Below are 19,951 nucleotides of genomic sequence, written 5' to 3'. Positions count from 1 at the left end.
CTAAAATGTCCAAACCCATTTCCCTATTTAGTGCCTTGTTATGTACTTTTATATGGGGCACAACTTTTATTGCTCAAGATACTGGTATGGACAATATTGGTCCTTTCACATTTAATGCTGTTAGATTTTTTGTTGGTTTTTTAGCTATTACCCCACTCGTAATTTTATTTGAGTTAAAAAATTTTAAATCAGAATTAAAGACAGATAAAAAAAAATTTATAAATTATGTGTCTTTAATAGGATTATCCTTATTTTTAGGTTCTGCATTACAACAGGTTGCTTTGCTCTATACAGATGTTGCAAATGCAGCCTTTTTTACCATCTTTTATGTACCTATGGTGCCTATCATAATTTATTTGTTTGGAAAAAAATCAATTCATTGGAGTGTATGGCCTTCAGTAATTTTATGTTTAATTGGAGGATATTTATTAACAAATTTTTACGATGCAACTGTTAGGTTGGGAGATACTTTGGTTGTACTAGGAGCTTTATTTTGGAGCACACATATTATATTTACTGGAATTATTATTTCTAAATACAATCTTCCACTTACAATTGGAGCAATTCAAACTTTAATCGTAGCTATTTTATCTTTTTTCATTGGAATTCTTTATGAAGAATTTGTTTGGAACAACATTCTAATGGAAATATATTCTATATTATATGCTGGAATATTATCTGGAGGATTTGCATTTGTATTACAGATTTATGCACAAAAAAATATTTCACCTGCACCAGCAGCAATTATTTTCTCCCTTGAGGGTGTATTTGCAACTGTAGCTGCATGGTTTATTTTAAATCAAGTATTAGATATAAATAATATACTTGGATGTTTTTTTATTTTGTGTGGAGTTTTATTATCACAATTACTCCCACTTATAAAAAGAAAAAAAATTTAATAAATTAAACTAAACAATACTAAAGCAATTATTATTCTATAAATTACAAATGCATTCATAGAAAACTTATTTATAAAAATTAAAAAATATTTAACTGTTAAAAAAGAAAGAATAAAAGAAGATATAATTGCAATTATTACCAAATAATTAAATTCTGTTGGTTGATTAAAAATATCTTTTAAACTAAGTACACTTGAACCAGCTAATGCTGGGATAGATAGTAAAAAAGATATTTTACTCGAATCTACTCTATTAAATTTTAAAATCCTCGCAGCTGTTATTGTAATACCTGCTCTGCTTACTCCAGGTATCAATGATAAAATTTGCATTATTCCTATAAATAGAATTGATTGAATATTTAAATTTGTAGAAATTTTTTTATCAAAACGACTCTTGTCAGAGATATATAAAACAACCGCAAATATTAAAGTTGTCCATGCAATAGTTTTAATGTTTCGTAAACTATAAATTAGCCCTGTGGTATACAAAAAATATCCAAAGATTATTAATGGAATAGATCCAATAACAATTAAACTTATTAGTCTTTTATTTTTATTTATGTTTAATAACTCTTCTTTAAAGTAATAAACTATTGCAAAAAGAGATCCAAGATGAAGGCTTATATCAATTAGTAATGAGCTAGATTTAAATTCATATAAACTTGAAACTAAAATTAAATGTGCAGAAGAACTTATCGGAAGAAATTCTGAAACCCCTTGAATTGCTGAAAGGATTAAAACTTCTATAATATTCTGAAACATAATTTCTTCGTAGCTTATAAAGCTTATATTTCAAACAATACGATTTGATCATAGTAGCTATGCATTTATTAGAAACCTGTTTATTTATAACAAAAATGAGAGCTTAAAGGTCAATAAATATGACCTATTTAATGCTTTATTAAACAAAATCATTATATAATTTGCCTAAAATTATATTTTATATGACTGACAAGATGTTAAAATTTGTAAAAATAGGTCAACAAACTCCACCTAAAAGAGAGGTTGATCAAAGAAAAAAGGATTTTAACGAGATATATGACGAATATATCAATGAAAAAGCTAAAGAGCAATCAAGCAGATGTTCTCAATGTGGAGTTCCTTTCTGTCAGGTTCATTGTCCTTTAAGTAACAATATTCCTGATTGGCTAAAGTTAACTGCTGAAGGAAGATTAAAAGAAGCATACGAGCTTTCCCAAAGCACTAACAATATGCCTGAGGTTTGTGGAAGAATTTGTCCGCAGGATAGATTATGCGAGGGAAATTGTGTAATTGAGCAGTCTGGTCATGGAACAGTTACAATTGGTTCTGTTGAAAAATATATAACAGATAACGCCTGGGAACAAGGTTGGGTTAAACCAATTGAAGTTACAAATGAAAAAAATCAAAGTGTTGGAATTATAGGAGCTGGTCCTGCCGGATTAGCGGCGGCAGAACAGTTAAGAAAAAATGGGTATAAAATTACAGTTTACGATCGTTATGATAGAGCTGGAGGATTGTTAATATATGGAATTCCAAATTTTAAATTAGAAAAAGAAATAGTTCAAAGACGAACAAAGCTTTTAAAAGATGGTGGAATAGAATTCATACAAAATTTTGAAGTTGGAAAGGATGCAAGCTTAGAGCAATTAAGAAAAAAACATGATGCAGTATTAATTGCAACAGGAGTTTACAAAGCAAGAGAAGTTAATTTACCAGGTAATGATTTAGATAACATTTTTCCAGCAATGGATTTTCTTACAGCATCAAATAAGAAAGGATTGGGCGATGATGTTGAATTATTTGACAAGGGAATTCTAAATGCTGAGGGAAAAGATGTTGTTGTAATTGGTGGAGGTGATACAGCAATGGATTGTGTGAGAACTTCAATAAGACAAAAAGCAAAATCAGTAAAATGTTTATATAGAAGAGATAAAGAAAATATGCCTGGTTCAGCAAGAGAAGTTGCAAATGCTGAAGAAGAGGGTGTTGAATTTGTATGGCTATCTAGTCCTAAAGAATTTAAAGGGACTAATAAGGTAGAAAATTTAATTGTAGATCAAATAAAGTTAGGTGAACCAGATGAAACTGGCAGAAGAAAACCTGAAGTACAAGAAGGATCAAGTTATGAAATAAAAGCAGATATGGTTATTAAAGCTCTTGGATTTGATCCAGAGGATTTACCTAATTTATTTGATAGCAATGAACTTCAAGTTACAAAATGGGGAACAATAAAAACAGATTTTGATACTATGGAAACTAATCTAAGTGGTGTTTTTGCGGCTGGAGACATCGTTAGAGGAGCTTCATTAGTTGTTTGGGCAATTAAAGATGGGAGAGACGCAGCAGTTTCCATAAAAAATTATTTAGAAACAAAATCCAAAAATGAGAAAAAAGTTGCTTAATGAAAACTTATAAAAAAAATTTTGATCTACTTAAGAAAAACAATGTCTATTCTGAAGATATGGAGCATGATGCTTGTGGAGTAGGTTTAATAGCTTCAACAGAGGGAAAAAAATCCAGGAATGTTGTTGAGTATGGAATTGAAGCTTTAAAAGCTGTTTGGCATAGGGGTGCGGTAGATGCCGATGGAAAAACAGGAGATGGAGCTGGAATTCACGTAGAAATTCCAAAAGATTTTTTTATTGAAAAAATTGAGGTTACTGGACACACACACGATAATTCTGAAATCTGCGTAGGAATGATTTTTCTTCCACGTAATGACTATGCTGCACAAGAGAGCTGTAAAACAATTGTTGAAAGCGAACTAACGAAAAATGATTTTAATATTTATGGCTGGAGACAAGTTCCTGTTAATCCAAAGGTTTTAGGTGAAAAAGCTTTTCAAACTATGCCTGAAATTATTCAGGTACTTTTCAAACCTCATAATAAAGAGCTTACAAATAAAGATTTGGAGAGAAAAATTTATGAGACAAGAAGAAAAATCGAAAACGAAGCTTTCAAAAAATCATTAAATAATTTTTATATTTGTTCATTAAGTTCAAAGTCAATTATTTACAAAGGAATGTTTTTAGCTGAAGCAATTTCAGAATTTTATTTAGATTTAAATGATGAAAGATTTGTATCAAGATACGCAATATTTCATCAGCGGTTTTCAACCAATACGGCTCCAAGCTGGAATCTTGCTCAACCATTCAGAGCAATTGCACATAATGGAGAAATTAACACTTATAGAGGAAATAAAAATTGGATGAAAGTTCATGAGCAAGAAATGAATAGTCTATTATTTGATGATATAGAAAATCTTAAGCCAGTTATTCAACAAGGAGCCTCAGATTCTGCAGCTTTAGATAATGTTTTCGAATTATTAAACATTTCAGGTCAACCTGCACCATTAGCTAAACTAATGTTAGTTCCAGATGCATGGTCTAAGAAGAATAAGACTTTGCCAAAAGATCATCAGCAGTTATTTAATTTTTTAAATAGCACAATGGAACCTTGGGATGGGCCTGCCGCTATAGCCGGAACTGACAATGAGTGGGTTATTGCAGCAAATGATAGAAACGGATTAAGACCTTTAAGATATGCAATCACAAAGGATAAGTTATTGTTTGCAGGCTCAGAAACTGGGATGATCGAACTAAATGAAAAAAGAATTTTATCAAAAGGAAGATTAGGTCCTGGAGAAATTATAGGAGTAAGAATCGAAAAAGGTAAAGTATTTACTAATAAACAAATTAAGGATTACTTAGCAAAAGAGTATAAACATTTTAATTCACAAATTATTGATTTAGATGACAAACTAAATATTGAAGATGAAAAAAATTCTTTTTCAGGGGATGATTTAAGAAGAAGACAGTATACTTTTGGAATTAGTTTAGAGGATCTTGAATTAATTTTACACCCTATGGCTGAGGATGCAAAAGAGGCTACAGGATCTATGGGCGATGACACCCCTTTAGCTGTGTTATCAGATAAATATAGACCTCTGTATCATTTTTTTAGACAAAATTTTAGCCAAGTTACAAATCCACCAATAGACTCTTTAAGAGAAAACAAAGTGATGAGTTTAAAAACAAGATTTGGAAATCTAGGAAATATTCTAGATTTTGATAATTTAACAAAACAGAATATTTATGTTCTTAATAGCCCAATTTTATCTAATTCTCAGTTTGAAAAATTCATCAATTTTTTTGGAAATAATTCAGCAATAATTGATTGTACTTTTGAAGAAAGTAACAGTTTGTATGAAGCTATTAAAAAAATTCAAAAAGATGCAGAAATTGCTGTTAGACAGGGTGTTACACAACTAATTCTTAGCGATAAAGATTTATCAATTTCAAAACTTCCAATTCCAATGCTGCTTGCAGTTGGTGCAATCAACTCTTTTTTAATTGAGAAAAAATTAAGAGGCTATGTGTCAATCAATGTCCAATCTGGAGAAGCATTAGATACACACTCTTTTGCAACTTTAATTGGTGTTGGAGCAACAACAGTAAATCCTTATTTGGCGTTCGACAGTTTATATCAAAGATTTGAAAAAAAATTATTTGGAAAGTTTAGCTTTGAAGAATGTGTTGAAAGATACATTAAATCTGTCAATGCAGGTTTATTAAAAATTATGTCTAAGATGGGTATCTCTGTTTTAAGTTCTTACAGAGGTGGATGCAACTTTGAGACTGTTGGATTAAGCAGAACTATTGTTTCAGACTATTTTCCAGGAGTTGTGTCTAAAATTTCTGGTATTGGACTTACTGGAATCGAAAAAAAAATAAGAGCAATTCATAAAGAAGCATTTGAAAGTACTGATACAATTCTTCCTATTGGAGGTATTTATAGATATAGAAAAAATGGAGAAACACACCAATATCAAGGGAAACTTATACATTTACTTCAAAGTGCAGTTGGTTCTAATTCTTATGACGCTTATAAAAGATATGCAGAAGGTATTTATAATTTACCACCAATAAATTTAAGGGACTTAATTGATTTTAGAGAAAAAAAATTAAAGGGATCAATAGATATTTCAGAAGTAGAACCAATAGAAAATATTTTAAAAAGATTTGGAAGTGGAAGCATGTCTCATGGCGCTTTATCTAAAGAGGCACATGAAACTTTGGCTACAGGCATGAATAGAATTAAAGGTGCTTCTTGTAGTGGTGAAGGCGGTGAAGATGAAAAAAGATTTAAAGTGTTAGATAATGGAGATAGTGCAAACTCAAGAGTAAAACAAATAGCTTCAGCAAGATTTGGTGTAACAGTTAATTATTTAAACAATTGCAATGAGATTGAAATAAAAATTGCACAAGGTGCAAAGCCAGGAGAAGGTGGACAGCTCCCAGGTTTCAAAGTTACTGATGAAATAGCAAGGTTAAGACACTCAACGCCTGGAGTAACACTAATTTCTCCTCCACCACACCACGATATTTATTCAATTGAAGATCTTGCGCAGCTTATTTATGATTTAAAACAGATTAATCCAAAAGCGAGAATTGGAGTAAAACTAGTTGCTTCCTCAGGAGTTGGGACTATTGCTGCAGGAGTTGCCAAAGCAAAAGCAGACATAATATTAATTTCAGGACATAACGGTGGTACTGGAGCTACCCCGCAAACAAGTGTAAAATATGTAGGTATTCCATGGGAGATGGGATTAACAGAGGCTAATCAGGTTTTAACATTAAATAATCTTAGACACACAGTTACACTTAGAACTGATGGGGGGATTAAAACAGGTAGAGATGTCGTTATAGCAGCCATGATGGGAGCAGAAGAGTATGGAGTTGCAACAACGGCTCTAGTTGCAATGGGATGCATAATGGTAAGACAATGTCATTCGAATACATGCCCCGTTGGTGTCTGTACTCAAGATGAAAAATTAAGAGAAAAATTTACTGGAACACCAGATAAGGTTGTTAATCTATTTACGTTTATAGCAACTGAGGTTAGAGAAATTTTAGCTAAATTAGGTTTTAAATCATTAAACGATATTATTGGTAGAACTGACTTACTTAGACAAGTTAGTAAGGGTTCAGATAATTTAGATGATTTAGATTTAAATCCTTTGTTTGTTCAAGCAGATACTGGGAACAATACTAGATACTGTGAAAACCAAGAAATTAATTCAGTGCCAGATACTCTAGACCAAGAAATATGGCCAGAGATTGAAAAGGCTTTAGATAATTCTGAAAAAATTGAAAAAGAATATTTAATTAAAAATACTCATAGAGCAGTTGGGACAAGAATTTCTCATCATTTATATAAAAAATATGGCTATGAAAAACTTGATGATAATTTTTTAATATTAAACTTTAAAGGATCAGCTGGCCAATCTTTTGGAGCCTTTTCATCCAAAGGTTTGAAGTTGGTATTAAAAGGTGATGCAAATGATTATGTTGGCAAAGGTCTTTCAGGAGCTACAATTTCTATAAGACTACCAGAGGAAAGTAACTTAGTTTCAAATGAAAATACTATCTTAGGAAATACAGTTCTATACGGAGCAACATCTGGAAAACTTTTTGCAGCCGGTCAGGCTGGTGAAAGATTTTCTGTAAGAAATTCAGGTGCAGTTACAGTTATTGAGGGATGTGACTCGAATGGTTGTGAGTATATGACTGGTGGAACTGTAGTAATTCTTGGAGATGTTGGAGATAACTTTGCTGCTGGTATGACAGGTGGTATGGCATTTATCTATGACAAATCACAAGAATTTGAAAAAAAAGTAAACCCAGAGTCAGTAGTTTGGCAGAATGTTGAAACAGATTATTGGAAAGAAAGTTTAAAAAATTTAATCAAAGAACACCATGAAGAGACAGGATCTTTGTTATCTAAAGAAATAATTGAAAATTATGATAATAAAATTAATAATTTCATTCAGGTTTGTCCTAAAGAAATGTTGGATAAACTTAAAAACCCTATCAGTTTAAAAAAAGTTATAAAAGAAGTTAGTTAATTAATAATTTTAATTCTTTTAAGATTATATTAAGCCATTTCTTATTTGATAAGCTATGGTCACCTTTTTTTACAATGATCAATTTCTTTTTTGCTTTTGGAAATATTTTTAAAACTTTTCTAGAAAAACTTACCGGCACAGCTTCATCATATTCACCATGCACCATGGTAACATTAATTTTTGAATTTATTTTTTTATTTAAAACTCTATTTTTTCTTCCATCTCTTATAAGCTGATAAGTGATTGGATACTCATAATTCCCATGTTTTAGGTGATATATACCTTTTTGGATTGTTTCTTGCTTTATTTTTTTAGAGAATCTTTTCCACATCAAATTTTCTAAAAACTCAGGTGCCGACCCAATTCCTAAAAATCCCATAATTTGTTTTTTAAATATTTTGAATTGTCGTAAAGCAATCCAAGCGCCCATACTTGAACCAATAACATAAAAATTATTATTTTTTATGTATTTATTTATTAATGTAGAAGTTTCTTTAGTCCACTTTGAAATATTTCCATTTGTGAATTTACCTGTAGATTTTCCATGACCTGAATATTCTAAAGCAAGAAAACTTATTTTATTTTTTTTTGCAAATTTTAAAAAAGCTTCTGGCTTTTTTCCTTCAAGATCTGACATAAATCCATGCAAGAAAACTATGAATGGAGAATTTTTATAAATTTTACAAATATGTCTAATTTTCTTAGACTTTGATATTTTGTGGAATCTGAAATTTGCCATAATCGTTTATAAGAATTGCTAATTAATATATAATCATAACAAATGTCATCTAATTTAAAAGTTTTGCAAGTAATTCCAAAACTTGGATATGGCGGTGCAGAGACTGGCTGTTATGATATTGCTCACTATTTGCCTGAAAACGGTTGCAAATCATATATAGTTACTAGTGGTGGTGAGTTACTTAAATTTGTAGATAAAAATAAAGTAAAAGTTTTTAGACTTCCAGTTCAAAGTAAAAATCCAATATTAATTTTAATTAATGCGATAATTTTAACTTTTATTATTTTATTTAATAATATTTCGATCATACACGCGAGAAGTAGAGCGCCTGCATGGTCTTGTTTAATAGCCTCTAAAATAACAAGTAGAAAGTTTGTGACTACATTTCACGGAACTTATAATTTTAAAAGTAATTTGAAAAAATTATATAATTCAGTAATGGTTCGTTCTGACTTAATTATTGCAGGATCAAACTTTATTTTTTCACACATTAAAGAAAATTATTCAAATTACTTAAATCAAAAAAAAAAATTATTAGTAGTATTTAGAGGAATTAATGTTGATTATTTTGACCCTACCACAAAGCTTGAAACTGAAGAGAAAAAATTATTAAAACAATGGGAAATAGAAAAAGATAAAAAGATTATACTTTTGCCTGGTAGATTAACTACCTGGAAGGGACAAGAGGTATTTATTGAAGCAATCAATCTGGTAAATATTGAATTAGGTTATGAGGCATTTTATGCTGTTATCCTTGGAAGTGATCAGGGAAGGGATTTGTATAAAAAAAAACTAATAAGGCTTTCAGAACAATATAGGTTGACTAAACAGATAAGATTTATCGATCACTGTAAAGATATGGCATTAGCTTACAAAGTTTCTGATATAATTGTTTCAGCTTCTATTGAACCAGAAGCTTTTGGTAGAGTTTCTGTGGAGGCCCAATCTATGGAGAAACCAATTATTGCGAGTAATATTGGTGGCTCTAATGAGACTGTAGTTGATGAAAAAACAGGCTATTTATTTAAAGCGGGTGATGCAAAGTCTTTAAGTCAGAAAATTTTAAAAACGCTGACAATTGACGAAACTCAATTAAAATTAATTGGTGTTGAAGGAAGAAAAAATATAGTTCAAAAATTTAATGTTGAAAAAATGTGCTTTTCTACTTATTCAGAGTATAAAAGATTAATAAATTAAATGCCTATAATTACATTACCTGATGGAAATAATATTGATTTCCCAAATAAAGTTACTGGATTAGAAGTAGCAGAAAAAATTAGCAAATCATTAGCTAAACAAGCAATGGTAATAAGTGTAGATGGCGAGTTAAAAGACTTAGAACATTTAATTGAGAAAGACTGTTCGGTAAAAATTTTTACATCTAAAAATCCTGAAGGTCTAGAAACCATTAGACACGATACTGCTCACATATTAGCAATGGCAGTACAAGAATTGTTTCCAGGAACACAAGTTACGATTGGCCCTGTAATTGAAAATGGATTTTATTATGATTTTGCTAGAAAAGATCCGTTTACAGAAGATGATTTAACAAAGATTGAAAATAAAATGAAAGAAATTGTTGATCGAGATGAGGTTACCAAGAGGGAAGTTTGGGACAGAAATAAAGCCATAGATCATTTTAAAAAAAAAGGTGAAATCTATAAAGCTGAGTTAATTGAGGCAATACCAGAGAATGAAGATGTTTCAATTTATTTCCATGGAGATTGGCACGATCTTTGTAGAGGACCCCATCTTTCCTCAACAGGTAAAATTGGAAAATACTTTAAATTAATGAAAGTTTCAGGAGCTTATTGGAGAGGTGATTCAAAAAATGAAATGCTCCAAAGAATTTATGGTACAAGCTGGGCTTCTCAAAAAGATTTAGATGAGCATTTAAAAAGAATAGAAGAAGCAGAAAAAAGAGATCATAGAAAATTAGGTAAAGAAATGGACTTGTTTCATTTTAGAGAAGAAAGTCCAGGCTCAGTTTTTTGGCATGAGAGAGGGTGGGCATTATTTCAAAAATTAATTAATTATATGAGAGGTAGACAAGATGCTGCTGGATACAAAGAGGTAAATACACCTGAAATTTTAGACCGACAATTGTGGGAAAAATCTGGTCACTGGGAAAAATATGGAGAGAATATGTACACATCAGAAACTCCTGATGAAAAAGTGTTTGCAATAAAACCAATGAATTGTCCAGGTCATATACAAGTATTTAATCAAGGATTGAAAAGTTATAGAGATCTTCCATTACGTATCACAGAATTTGGTAAGGTTCATCGTTACGAACCATCAGGTGCTTTACATGGTTTGCTTAGAGTTAGAGCTTTTACACAAGATGATGCGCATATCTTTTGTGCGGAAGATCAAATTACGAGTGAGTGTTTAAATGTAACAAATTTAATATTAGATATTTATAAAGATCTTGGTTTTGAAAATGTGATTTTAAAATATGCTGATCGACCGGAGGTTAGAGTAGGAGATGATGACGTTTGGGATAAAGCAGAAGCTTCACTTCTTGAAGCAGTTAAAGCTTCTAAGTTAGAATATAGTATTAATAAAGGTGAAGGTGCTTTCTATGGGCCAAAAATTGAATTTGTTTTAAGAGATGCTATTGGAAGAGATTGGCAATGTGGAACCTTACAAGTTGATTTAAATTTACCTGGAAGATTAGATGCATCATATGTTGATAAAGACGGAACAAAAAAAGTTCCTGTTATGCTTCATAGAGCGTTGTTTGGTTCTCTAGAAAGATTTATAGGAATATTGATTGAAAATTATGCTGGTAAATTTCCTTTTTGGATTTCACCTTTACAAACTATGGTAATTCCAATTTCAGAAGAATTTAATGATTATGCAATAGAAGTTTCAAAAAAAATTAAAGAGGTAGGCATAAGTTCTGCAGTTGATATTAAAAATAATAATTTAAACTATAAAATTAGAGATCATTCTTTAGCAAAAATACCTCTTTTGTTAATTTGTGGTAAAAAAGAAGTTGACTCCAATTCAGTAACGATTAGAAGGTTAGACTCTAATAAACAAGAAAATATGGATATAGATTCATTCTTAAAAACTTTCTCTGCTTTAAATAAAGCATCATCAAACTAAGTGGCAGATTTCAAACAAAATTACTTTCAAAGAAGAACAAAGGATAGAGGTCCAAGATCTAATAACCGAATATCTTCACCTGATGTTCAAGTAATTGCAAGTGATGGTGAAAATCTTGGAGTGATCAGTACTAATGAAGCTATATCAATGGCTAAAAACCAAGGATTAGATTTAATTGAAATTGCACCTAATGCTAACCCACCTGTATGTAAAATCATGGATATGGGTAAGTATAAATATGATGCTCAAAAAAAAGCAAATCTTGCAAAAAAGAAACAAAAAATAATTTCATTAAAAGAAATTAAAATGAGACCTGTAACAGAAACTCATGATTACGAATTTAAGGTCAAAAATGCAAAAAAATTTATCTCCAAAGGAGATAAAGTTAAATTTACTATCAGATTTAAAGGGCGAGAGCTCCAACACTCTCATTTAGGCAATGAACTGATGGGTAAAATTAAAGAGGATATGAAGGATATTGGTAGAGTAGAGTTGCAACCCAAATTTGATGGGAAGCAAATGATTATGGTAATTCAACCTTTATAAGCCTTAATAGAGGTTGTAAAATTTAAACATTCTTTGTATAAGTCCGCAGAATTATGCCAAAATTAAAAACAAAAAGCTCAGCAAAAAAAAGATTTAAAATATCAGCTAAGGGTAAAGTTATATCTGCTCAAGCCGGTAAAAGACACGGTATGATTAAACGAACGAATTCACAAATTAGAAAATTAAGGGGCACTACAACTTTGTCTAAACAAGATGGCAAAATTGTTAAATCATATATGCCTTACAGTTTAAGAGGGTAACAATGGCAAGAGTTAAAAGAGGCGTAACAAGTAAAGCAAAACATAAAAAAGTTTTGAAAGCTGTAAAAGGTCAGTGGGGCAGAAGAAAAAATACTATCAGAGTTGCTAAACAAGCTATGGAGAAATCCATGCAGTATGCTTACAGAGATAGAAGAAATAAAAAAAGAGATTTCAAATCATTATGGATACAAAGAATTAATGCTGGTGTAAGAGCAGAGGGTATGACTTATTCAAAATTCATTAATGGTTTAAGTAAATGTGGTGTTGCAATAGATAGAAAAATTTTAGCTGAAATTGCTTACGATAGCCCAGAAGCATTTAAAAGAATTGTACAAAAAGCTCAATCCGCTTTAAATTAATCTCTATTGTTTTTATTTCTTAAGGAAATAATCTACTAATATGTCAGACATAAAAAATATTAGAGATCAATTTTTATCAAAGCTTAAAAATGAGCTAAGCTTAGATGAAATCAATTCAATCAAAACAGAGTTATTTGGAAAAAATGGTCAAATTTCATCTTTATTCAAAACTGTAGGATCAATACCAGAGTCTGATAGAAAAACTTTTGCAGCAGACTTGAATAAAATAAAAGATGAACTGCAATCTTTAATTTCGGAAAAGATTAAAGAAATAGAAACAAAAGAAGTTAATCAAAAACTTGAAAAAGAAAAAGTTGACATAACTTTACCTGGAAGACCTTTTGTTAGAGGAAAAATTCATCCTGTATCTCAAACTATAGATGAAATCTCATCTATATTTTCAGAAATAGGTTTTAGTGTTGAAGAAGGACCAGATGTAGAAAATGAATATAATAATTTTACTGCACTAAATACTCCAGATAATCATCCTGCTCGTGATATGCACGATACTTTTTATTTAGACGAAAATAAGGAAGTTTTGTTAAGAACGCATACTTCACCAGTTCAAATTAGAACTATGTTAAAAGACAAGCCACCGTTTAAAATTATTGCTCCAGGTAGAACATATAGATCAGATAGTGACCAAACGCATGCGCCAATGTTCCATCAGGTTGAGGGCCTTCATATAGATAAAGATATTAATATGGGTCATTTAAAGGGATGTTTAAATTATTTTATTAAAGAGTTCTTTGAAGTGGAAAAAATCAAAATGAGATTTAGACCAAGTCATTTCCCTTTTACAGAACCATCTGCAGAAGTAGATATTGGTTACGAAATTAAAGATGGTAAAATTGTTATAGGAGAAGGGGATCAGTGGCTTGAAATTTTAGGATGTGGAATGGTTCATCCAAATGTTTTAAAAAATGTTAAAGTTGATCCTGCTAAATACCAAGGATATGCATTTGGCATAGGTATAGACAGGTTAGCTATGCTAAAATATGGTATTAATGATTTAAGAGCTTTCTTTGACTGTGATTATAGATGGTTAAACCACTTTGGGTTTGATCCTCTTGATGTTCCTACAAATTATAGAGGTCTAAGTCGATGAAGATAACATTTGATTGGTTAAAAGATCATCTATCTGTAAGTGCTAAGGAAGAGAAGTTACTTGAGAAATTAACTGATATTGGACTTGAAGTTGAAAGTGTTGAAAATTTATCTGAAGGTTTAGATTTATTCAAAGTAGCAAAAATTTTAAAAACTGAAAAACATCCTAATGCAGACCGTTTAAAAGTTTGTGATGTTGATGTAGGTGAAAAAGAGATCAAGAAAGTAGTATGCGGTGCACCAAATGCTAGAGAAGGTTTGATCACTGTTTATGCTCCTCCTGGTGCAGTTATTCCAAAAAATAAAACTAAATTAGTTATAGCAAAAATTAGAGATGTTACATCTTGTGGTATGCTTTGTTCTGAATCTGAACTCAATTTGTCTGAGGAGAGTGATGGAATTACTGAGCTTTCATCTTCGAAATACAACAATAGTATTGGAAAAAGTTTTTTTACTCAATCTAGTTCTAATTTGATTGATTTATCAATCACACCCAACAGACCGGACTGCCTTGGTGTTAGAGGGATAGCTAGAGATTTAGCGGCTTCAGGCTTTGGTAAATTAAAACTGATTAAAGAACAAAAAATAAAATCGAAAAAATCTCAAATAATTAAAGTAAAAATTACAAACGAAAAAAACCAAGGATGTTTTTCTTTTGGAAGCTGTTTGGTAACAAATGTAAAAAATACTGAAAGTCCAAAGTGGTTAAAGGATAAATTAATTTCTATAGGTCAAAAACCTATTTCAGCAATTGTTGATATTACAAACTATGTAATGATTGATATTAATCGTCCATTACACGCATATGATGCTGATAAAATTGAAAAAGGTATAATCGTTAGAAACTCAAAATCTGGTGAAGAGTTCACAGCTTTAGATAACAAAACCTATAAACTTGAAGATGATATGTGTGTAATTAGTGATGATAAAGGTGTATTAGGACTTGGTGGTATAATCGGAGGCACAAGATCTGGAACAGAAATGGATACACAAAATGTTTTAATTGAGTCAGCTTATTTTGATCCAAGATCAATTAGAAGAACAGCAAAAAGATTAAATATTGATACAGATGCAAAATTTAGATTTGAAAGAGGAATAGACCAATTATCAATTGAAGAAGGTTTAAATAAAGCTGCTTTTTTAATTAAAGAAATTTGTGGTGGTGAAATTAGTAAGATTGATATCCAAAAAATTAGTGCATTTAAAAATCAAATAATTAAATTTGATCCAAATTCGTTTGAAAAAGTTACAGGTTTTAAAATTTTAACAAAAGATATGTTAAAAATTTTAGATAACTTAGGTTTTACATGTAAAAAAGATAAAAAAGGTTTTAAACTAAGTATCCCATCCTGGAGACCAGATATTACTCAGGAAATAGATGTTGTTGAGGAATTGGTAAGAATAGTTGGTTATGATAAAATAAAGATAGAAGAACCTATCAAAGAGAGAAAAAAATCTACTTTAACACAAACTCAAAAATTGTTTCATTTCCTTCAAAGATCTGTTGCTTCAAAAGGTTATTTGGAGGCAATTACTTGGTCTTTCACAGATGCAAAATATAATAATCATTTCAAAGGACAAAATGATGAATTAAAAATTGTGAACCCTATAAGTTCAGAATTAGGAGTTTTAAGAAATTCAATATTTTCAAATTTAATTATGTATATGAGCAAAAATATAGATAGAGGTTTTAAAGATTTATCTATTTTTGAAATAGGACCAACATTTTTTGGAAAACAACCTGGTGAACAAAATATAGTAGTCTGTGGTTTATCTGCTGGAAAAAAATCTCGTCTTTCTTGGTTAGAAAAAGAGAGAAATGTTGATGTTTTTGATATTAAAAAAGATGTAGTTCAAACCTTAGTTGAAGCAGGTTACGATGCAGAGAAATTTTTTATTGATGATGAAACACCTGATTATTATCATCCAGGTAAATCAGGAAGATTATTTTTGAATAGAGGTAAAGAAAGTGTGGCTGCATACTTTGGTGAAATTCATCCAAATATCATTAAGCAAATAGATATGAAAACTGAGTCTCTAGTAGGTTTTGAAATATTTCTTGATAATTTAAAATTACCCAAAAAATCACTAAAAGATCAAAAAACAAAATATTCTGTTTCAGATTATCAAAAGTCAGAAAGGGATTTTGCTTTTATAGTTGATAAGAAAATTAATGTTCAAGATTTAGTAAATGTTATATCAAATGTTGATAAAAATTTGATTTCAAACATTAAAGTTTTTGATGTTTATGAGGGCGACAATATTCCAGAAAACCAAAAATCAATTGCGATCAGTGTTACAATTCAATCTCAAGAAAAAACTCTTAAAGAAGCAGATTTAGATCAAATCAATAAATCAATTATAGAAACAGTCGAAAATAAAACTGGCGCTAAAATTCGATCCTAAAGCCAATGAGTTCAATCGATAATATAAGAAATTTTGCAATCATCGCACACATTGATCATGGAAAATCTACTATTGCAGATAGAATAATTCATAGTTGTGGTGGCCTGACTGAAAGAGAGATGAAAGCTCAAGTTTTAGATTCAATGGATATTGAACGAGAGAGAGGTATCACAATAAAGGCGCAAACAGTAAAGCTAAATTATAAAGCTAAAGACGGAAAAGAATATATTTTAAATATCATAGATACACCAGGCCATGTAGATTTTAGTTATGAGGTAAGTAGATCATTATATGCTTGTGAAGGTTCAATTTTGATTGTGGATAGTACACAAGGAGTTGAAGCTCAAACTTTAGCAAACGTTTACCAAGCATTAGATACAAATCATGAAATTGTGCCGGTATTAAATAAAGTAGATTTACCAGCTTCTGATTTAGAAAGAACAAAAAAGCAAATTGAGGAAGTTATTGGAATAGACACAGAGAATGCCATTCCATGTTCGGGAAAAACTGGAGAGGGAATAGGAGATATTTTAGAGCAAATTATAACGACTTTACCAGCACCAAAAGGTGAAAGTTCATCGGATTTAAAATGTTTACTAGTTGATAGTTGGTACGATACTTATTTAGGTGTTGTCATATTAGTTAGAGTTATAGATGGGAAACTTTCTAAACATATGAAGATCAAAATGATGTCCACAAATCAAGAATATATCGTTGAAAAAGTTGGTGTTTTTACACCAAAGCCAGTTGATATCAATGAATTAAAAACAGGAGAAATAGGATTTATCACAACAGGGATAAAAGTTTTATCAGAGACAAAAGTTGGAGACACTATTTGTGATGCAACAAAACCATTAAATGAAGCTTTACCAGGTTTTAAACCTAGTAAACCTGTTGTATTTTGTGGGTTGTTTCCTGTAGACAGTTCAGAGTTTCAAAAATTAAAAGATGGTTTAGCAAAGTTGCAATTAAATGATGCAAGCTTTTCTTTTGAACCAGAATCATCTTCCGCTTTAGGTTTAGGATTTAGATGTGGGTTTCTAGGTTTACTTCATTTAGAAATAGTAACAGAGCGACTTGAGAGAGAATTTGATGTTAATTTATTAACAACAACACCAGGAGTAGTTTATAAAGTTCATTTGAATAATGGTGATACTATGGATTTACAAAATCCATCAAGTTTACCAGATCCTACATTAATAAAATATATTGAAGAACCTTGGATTAAGGCAACCATTATTACTCCAGACCAGTACTTAGGTTCAATAATTAAAATGTGTCAAGACAAAAGAGGAGTACAAACCAACCTTAGTTATTCTGGAAGTAGAGCAGTAGTAAATTATGAACTTCCATTAAATGAAGTTGTGTTTGATTTCAACGACAGACTTAAGTCAATGACGAGTGGATATGCAAGTTTTGATTATGAAATAATTGAGCATAGAGAAGGCGATCTAGTAAAACTTGGTATTTTAGTAAACGCTGAACCTGTTGATGCTTTAGCCATGATGATACATAAAGATTTCGCACAAAAAACAGGTAGAGAAGTTTGTGAAAAACTTAAAGACCTTATCCCAAGACATAATTTTATGATCCCTGTTCAAGCTGCAATTGGAGGAAAAATTATTGCCAGGGAAACAATAAAGGGTTTTAAAAAAGATGTATTGACAAAGATACATGGTGGTGGTGCAACAGACAGGAAGAGAAAACTTTTAGAAAAACAAAAAAAAGGCAAAGCAAGATCAAAACAATTTGGGAGAGTTGAAATTCCTCAAGAAGCTTTTATTGGTGTTTTAAAAATTAGCGGTGAAAAAAAGTGAAAATATTTGATTGTTTTATGTACTTTGATGAAGATCTTTTATTAGATTTAAGATTAAACATTTTAAATGAATATGTAGATAAGTTCATAATTATCGAAGCAGCAGAAGATCATCAAGGTAACAAAAGAAAATTAAATTTTGATATTAAAAAATTTAGCAAATTTAAAAGCAAAATTGATTATGTTTCTTTAAAAAAAATAAATATCGATAAATCAATTAAGCTTAAAAAAAATTGGGACCTGGGTCATCTAAGAGATCAATCCATGAGGAATGAAATTCAAAATAATTTAGTTGATGCTAAAGAAGAAGACTGGATTATAATTTCTGATTTAGATGAAATTCCAAATCCTTTAAAGATAAATGAATTTAAACCTAAAAAAAAGTTTGCTTTTTTTGAACAAAATTTTTTTTATTATAAATTTAACGTATTAAATGAAACCCAGCCTCTTTGGTATGGCTCTAGAATATGCGTAAAAAAATATTTAAAATCTCCTCAATGGTTAAGAAATATTAAAATAAAAAATAGAAACTTTTTTAAGAAATTTTTTTTTAATCAAAATTATCAAATTATAAGAAATGGAGGGTGGCACTTCAGTAATTTAAAAACTCCATCAGGATTAGCAAAAAAAATTTCTTCGTTCTGTCATGGAGAATTAAATAGAGCAGAATTTAAAAATGAAAAACTAATAAAAGAAAAAATCGAAAAATTAGAGGATATATTTAATAGATCTGTAAAATATAAAAAAATTTTAATAGACAACTCTTTCCCAGAGTATTTAGTTAAAAATAAAAAGCATTATTTGAATTGGATAGAATGATAAATTATAGTGAAATAACATTTGTTATTACCACTTTTAAAAGTGAAAAAATTATTTTTAATTGTTTAAGTGAGTTGCCTGAAATCTCACCAAAAATTGTTATTGAAAACTCTAGGAATTTTCATCTTCAAGATGAATTAAAAAAAAATTTTCAAAATTTAGAATGTTTAGTGATGGAGGAAAATATTGGATACGGAAGAGCAAATAATATTGGAATATTAAAATCAAAAACAAATTATATATTTATAATTAACCCTGATACTTTTTTATCGAAAAAAAATTTAGATTTATTTCTCTCTAAAATAAAAAAAGAAAATTTTTCTATAGCATCTGTTCTAGAAAATCATGATCAAAAAGATTCTAGTTTTAATGGTAAAGAAATAATAGATGTGGATTATGTAAAAGGATTTGCAATGCTTTTAAATAAGAAATATTTATTTGGAATTTCTTTTGATGAAAATTTTTTTTTATATCTCGAGGAGATAGATCTTTGCTTGAATATAAAGAAAAAAGGTGGAAGAATAATTTTAGTTAATGTCAAAATAAATCATTTTGGTGGTAATTCTCATAACGATGAGGAAGACTTTGAGATGGAGAAATCTAGAAATTGGCATTGGATGTGGTCAAAATTTTATTTTGCAAAAAAACATCATGGATTCACTATTGCTTTAATTAAAACAATTCCCAATTTTGTTACTATATTAATAAAGTATTTATTTTATATGTTAATTTTTAATCGTAAAAAAAAAATAATTTATAGTATGAGGTTGCTAGGTTTGCTAAATTCTTTATTTTTAAGGAAATCCTTTTATAGACCTTATTCTAAAATAAATTAATTTTTTTAGTTTTTCTGAGGAGAGGTGGCCGAGTGGTTGAAGGCGCACGCTTGGAAAGCGTGTAAGGAAGTAATTCTTTCATGGGTTCGAATCCCATTCTCTCCGCCATTTAATTTGCTAGGTTTTTCAAGAATAATTTGACTATTTAACTATTTAACTATT

15 protein-coding genes and 1 tRNA gene are annotated in these 19,951 nt (G+C 30.0%); 14 read left to right on the top strand and 2 right to left on the bottom strand.

The genetic code is table 11. The annotated features are described in order from the left end of the window. Window positions 1-5: 5 nt before the first annotated feature. Window positions 6-899 carry a DMT family transporter gene (locus tag ACTTBO_RS00585; RefSeq protein ID WP_440655721.1) on the top strand — a complete coding sequence of 298 codons (894 nt, stop codon included), beginning with the start codon at window positions 6-8 and terminating at the stop codon, window positions 897-899. Here ACTTBO_RS00585 and ACTTBO_RS00580 read toward each other — a convergent pair. After that, a complete protein-coding gene (locus tag ACTTBO_RS00580; RefSeq protein WP_440655719.1) occupies window positions 896-1,660 on the bottom strand; it encodes an undecaprenyl-diphosphate phosphatase in 765 nt (254 codons plus the stop codon). The two genes, ACTTBO_RS00585 and ACTTBO_RS00580, sit on opposite strands and share 4 nt — an antisense overlap. A 182-nt stretch (window positions 1,661-1,842) precedes the next feature. Between ACTTBO_RS00580 and ACTTBO_RS00575 the strand changes: the two genes are divergently transcribed. Both ACTTBO_RS00575 and gltB read left to right on the top strand, forming a co-directional pair. Beyond that, window positions 1,843-3,282 (top strand): NAD(P)-dependent oxidoreductase, encoded by a 1,440-nt coding sequence (locus tag ACTTBO_RS00575; protein WP_440657123.1) that lies wholly within the window; start codon window positions 1,843-1,845, stop codon window positions 3,280-3,282. Beyond that, a complete protein-coding gene (gene gltB / locus ACTTBO_RS00570) occupies window positions 3,282-7,787 on the top strand; it encodes a glutamate synthase large subunit (protein WP_440655718.1) in 4,506 nt (1,501 codons plus the stop codon). The genes ACTTBO_RS00575 and gltB overlap by 1 nt, the downstream gene beginning before the upstream one ends. On the opposite strand, the gene ACTTBO_RS00565 is transcribed toward gltB, so the two are convergent. Continuing rightward, on the bottom strand, window positions 7,780-8,526 hold the full coding sequence (locus ACTTBO_RS00565) for an alpha/beta hydrolase (RefSeq protein WP_440655716.1): 747 nt from the start codon (window positions 8,524-8,526) through the stop codon (window positions 7,780-7,782). The two genes, gltB and ACTTBO_RS00565, sit on opposite strands and share 8 nt — an antisense overlap. A 42-nt stretch (window positions 8,527-8,568) precedes the next feature. Between ACTTBO_RS00565 and ACTTBO_RS00560 the strand changes: the two genes are divergently transcribed. The 11 genes from ACTTBO_RS00560 to ACTTBO_RS00510 all read left to right on the top strand — a co-directional run bounded on the left by ACTTBO_RS00560 (window position 8,569) and on the right by ACTTBO_RS00510 (window position 19,897). After that, window positions 8,569-9,723: a glycosyltransferase family 4 protein gene (locus ACTTBO_RS00560; protein ID WP_440655715.1), complete on the top strand. Its 1,155-nt coding sequence runs from the start codon at window positions 8,569-8,571 to the stop codon at window positions 9,721-9,723. Next, a complete protein-coding gene (thrS, locus tag ACTTBO_RS00555; protein WP_440655714.1) occupies window positions 9,724-11,640 on the top strand; it encodes a threonine--tRNA ligase in 1,917 nt (638 codons plus the stop codon). Continuing rightward, window positions 11,641-12,186, top strand: a complete 546-nt coding sequence (gene infC / locus ACTTBO_RS00550; RefSeq protein WP_075505925.1) for a translation initiation factor IF-3 — start codon at window positions 11,641-11,643, stop codon at window positions 12,184-12,186. 53 nt (window positions 12,187-12,239) lie between these two features. Continuing rightward, window positions 12,240-12,446, top strand: a complete 207-nt coding sequence (gene rpmI, locus ACTTBO_RS00545) for a 50S ribosomal protein L35 (RefSeq protein ID WP_023854436.1) — start codon at window positions 12,240-12,242, stop codon at window positions 12,444-12,446. A gap of 2 nt (window positions 12,447-12,448) precedes the next feature. Then, the gene (gene rplT / locus ACTTBO_RS00540; protein ID WP_440655712.1) at window positions 12,449-12,805 is read left to right on the top strand and encodes a 50S ribosomal protein L20; all 357 of its coding nucleotides are present in this window, start codon (window positions 12,449-12,451) and stop codon (window positions 12,803-12,805) included. Between the two features lie 40 nt (window positions 12,806-12,845). Beyond that, entirely contained in the window at window positions 12,846-13,913 is a 1,068-nt protein-coding gene (gene pheS, locus ACTTBO_RS00535; RefSeq protein WP_440650647.1) for a phenylalanine--tRNA ligase subunit alpha, read from the top strand. Continuing rightward, window positions 13,910-16,318, top strand: a complete 2,409-nt coding sequence (gene pheT, locus ACTTBO_RS00530) for a phenylalanine--tRNA ligase subunit beta (protein ID WP_440655711.1) — start codon at window positions 13,910-13,912, stop codon at window positions 16,316-16,318. Before pheS ends, pheT begins: the two co-directional genes overlap by 4 nt. Window positions 16,319-16,323: 5 nt before the next feature. Next, window positions 16,324-18,135 carry a translation elongation factor 4 gene (lepA, locus tag ACTTBO_RS00525; protein WP_440655709.1) on the top strand — a complete coding sequence of 604 codons (1,812 nt, stop codon included), beginning with the start codon at window positions 16,324-16,326 and terminating at the stop codon, window positions 18,133-18,135. Then, window positions 18,132-18,953 carry a hypothetical protein gene (locus tag ACTTBO_RS00520; RefSeq protein WP_440655707.1) on the top strand — a complete coding sequence of 274 codons (822 nt, stop codon included), beginning with the start codon at window positions 18,132-18,134 and terminating at the stop codon, window positions 18,951-18,953. The genes lepA and ACTTBO_RS00520 overlap by 4 nt, the downstream gene beginning before the upstream one ends. After that, window positions 18,950-19,789, top strand: coding sequence for a glycosyltransferase family 2 protein (locus ACTTBO_RS00515; protein ID WP_440655705.1), 840 nt, complete (start codon window positions 18,950-18,952; stop codon window positions 19,787-19,789). Before ACTTBO_RS00520 ends, ACTTBO_RS00515 begins: the two co-directional genes overlap by 4 nt. Before the next feature lie 18 nt (window positions 19,790-19,807). Further along, window positions 19,808-19,897, top strand: a tRNA-Ser gene (locus tag ACTTBO_RS00510). Window positions 19,898-19,951 lie beyond the last annotated feature (54 nt).

The sequence above is a fragment of the Candidatus Pelagibacter sp. HIMB1509 genome (assembly GCF_052047855.1).
Taxonomy (GTDB): Bacteria; Pseudomonadota; Alphaproteobacteria; order Pelagibacterales; family Pelagibacteraceae; genus Pelagibacter.
The sequence above is the reverse complement of the archived record's forward strand: the minus strand, read 5'-3'. Positions and strand labels throughout refer to the sequence as shown.

Excerpts from the sequence above, each read along its gene's own strand:
- thrS (WP_440655714.1), top strand. The coding sequence starts at position 9,724 with ATGCCTATAATTACATTACCTGATGGAAATAATATTGATTTCCCAAAT.
- ACTTBO_RS00580 (WP_440655719.1), bottom strand. The coding sequence starts at position 1,660 with ATGTTTCAGAATATTATAGAAGTTTTAATCCTTTCAGCAATTCAAGGG.
- ACTTBO_RS00585 (WP_440655721.1), top strand. The coding sequence starts at position 6 with ATGTCCAAACCCATTTCCCTATTTAGTGCCTTGTTATGTACTTTTATA.
- ACTTBO_RS00575 (WP_440657123.1), top strand. The coding sequence starts at position 1,843 with ATGACTGACAAGATGTTAAAATTTGTAAAAATAGGTCAACAAACTCCA.
- gltB (WP_440655718.1), top strand. The coding sequence starts at position 3,282 with ATGAAAACTTATAAAAAAAATTTTGATCTACTTAAGAAAAACAATGTC.
- ACTTBO_RS00565 (WP_440655716.1), bottom strand. The coding sequence starts at position 8,526 with ATGGCAAATTTCAGATTCCACAAAATATCAAAGTCTAAGAAAATTAGA.
- ACTTBO_RS00515 (WP_440655705.1), top strand. The coding sequence starts at position 18,950 with ATGATAAATTATAGTGAAATAACATTTGTTATTACCACTTTTAAAAGT.
- lepA (WP_440655709.1), top strand. The coding sequence starts at position 16,324 with ATGAGTTCAATCGATAATATAAGAAATTTTGCAATCATCGCACACATT.
- rplT (WP_440655712.1), top strand. The coding sequence starts at position 12,449 with ATGGCAAGAGTTAAAAGAGGCGTAACAAGTAAAGCAAAACATAAAAAA.
- pheS (WP_440650647.1), top strand. The coding sequence starts at position 12,846 with ATGTCAGACATAAAAAATATTAGAGATCAATTTTTATCAAAGCTTAAA.
- ACTTBO_RS00560 (WP_440655715.1), top strand. The coding sequence starts at position 8,569 with ATGTCATCTAATTTAAAAGTTTTGCAAGTAATTCCAAAACTTGGATAT.
- rpmI (WP_023854436.1), top strand. The coding sequence starts at position 12,240 with ATGCCAAAATTAAAAACAAAAAGCTCAGCAAAAAAAAGATTTAAAATA.
- pheT (WP_440655711.1), top strand. The coding sequence starts at position 13,910 with ATGAAGATAACATTTGATTGGTTAAAAGATCATCTATCTGTAAGTGCT.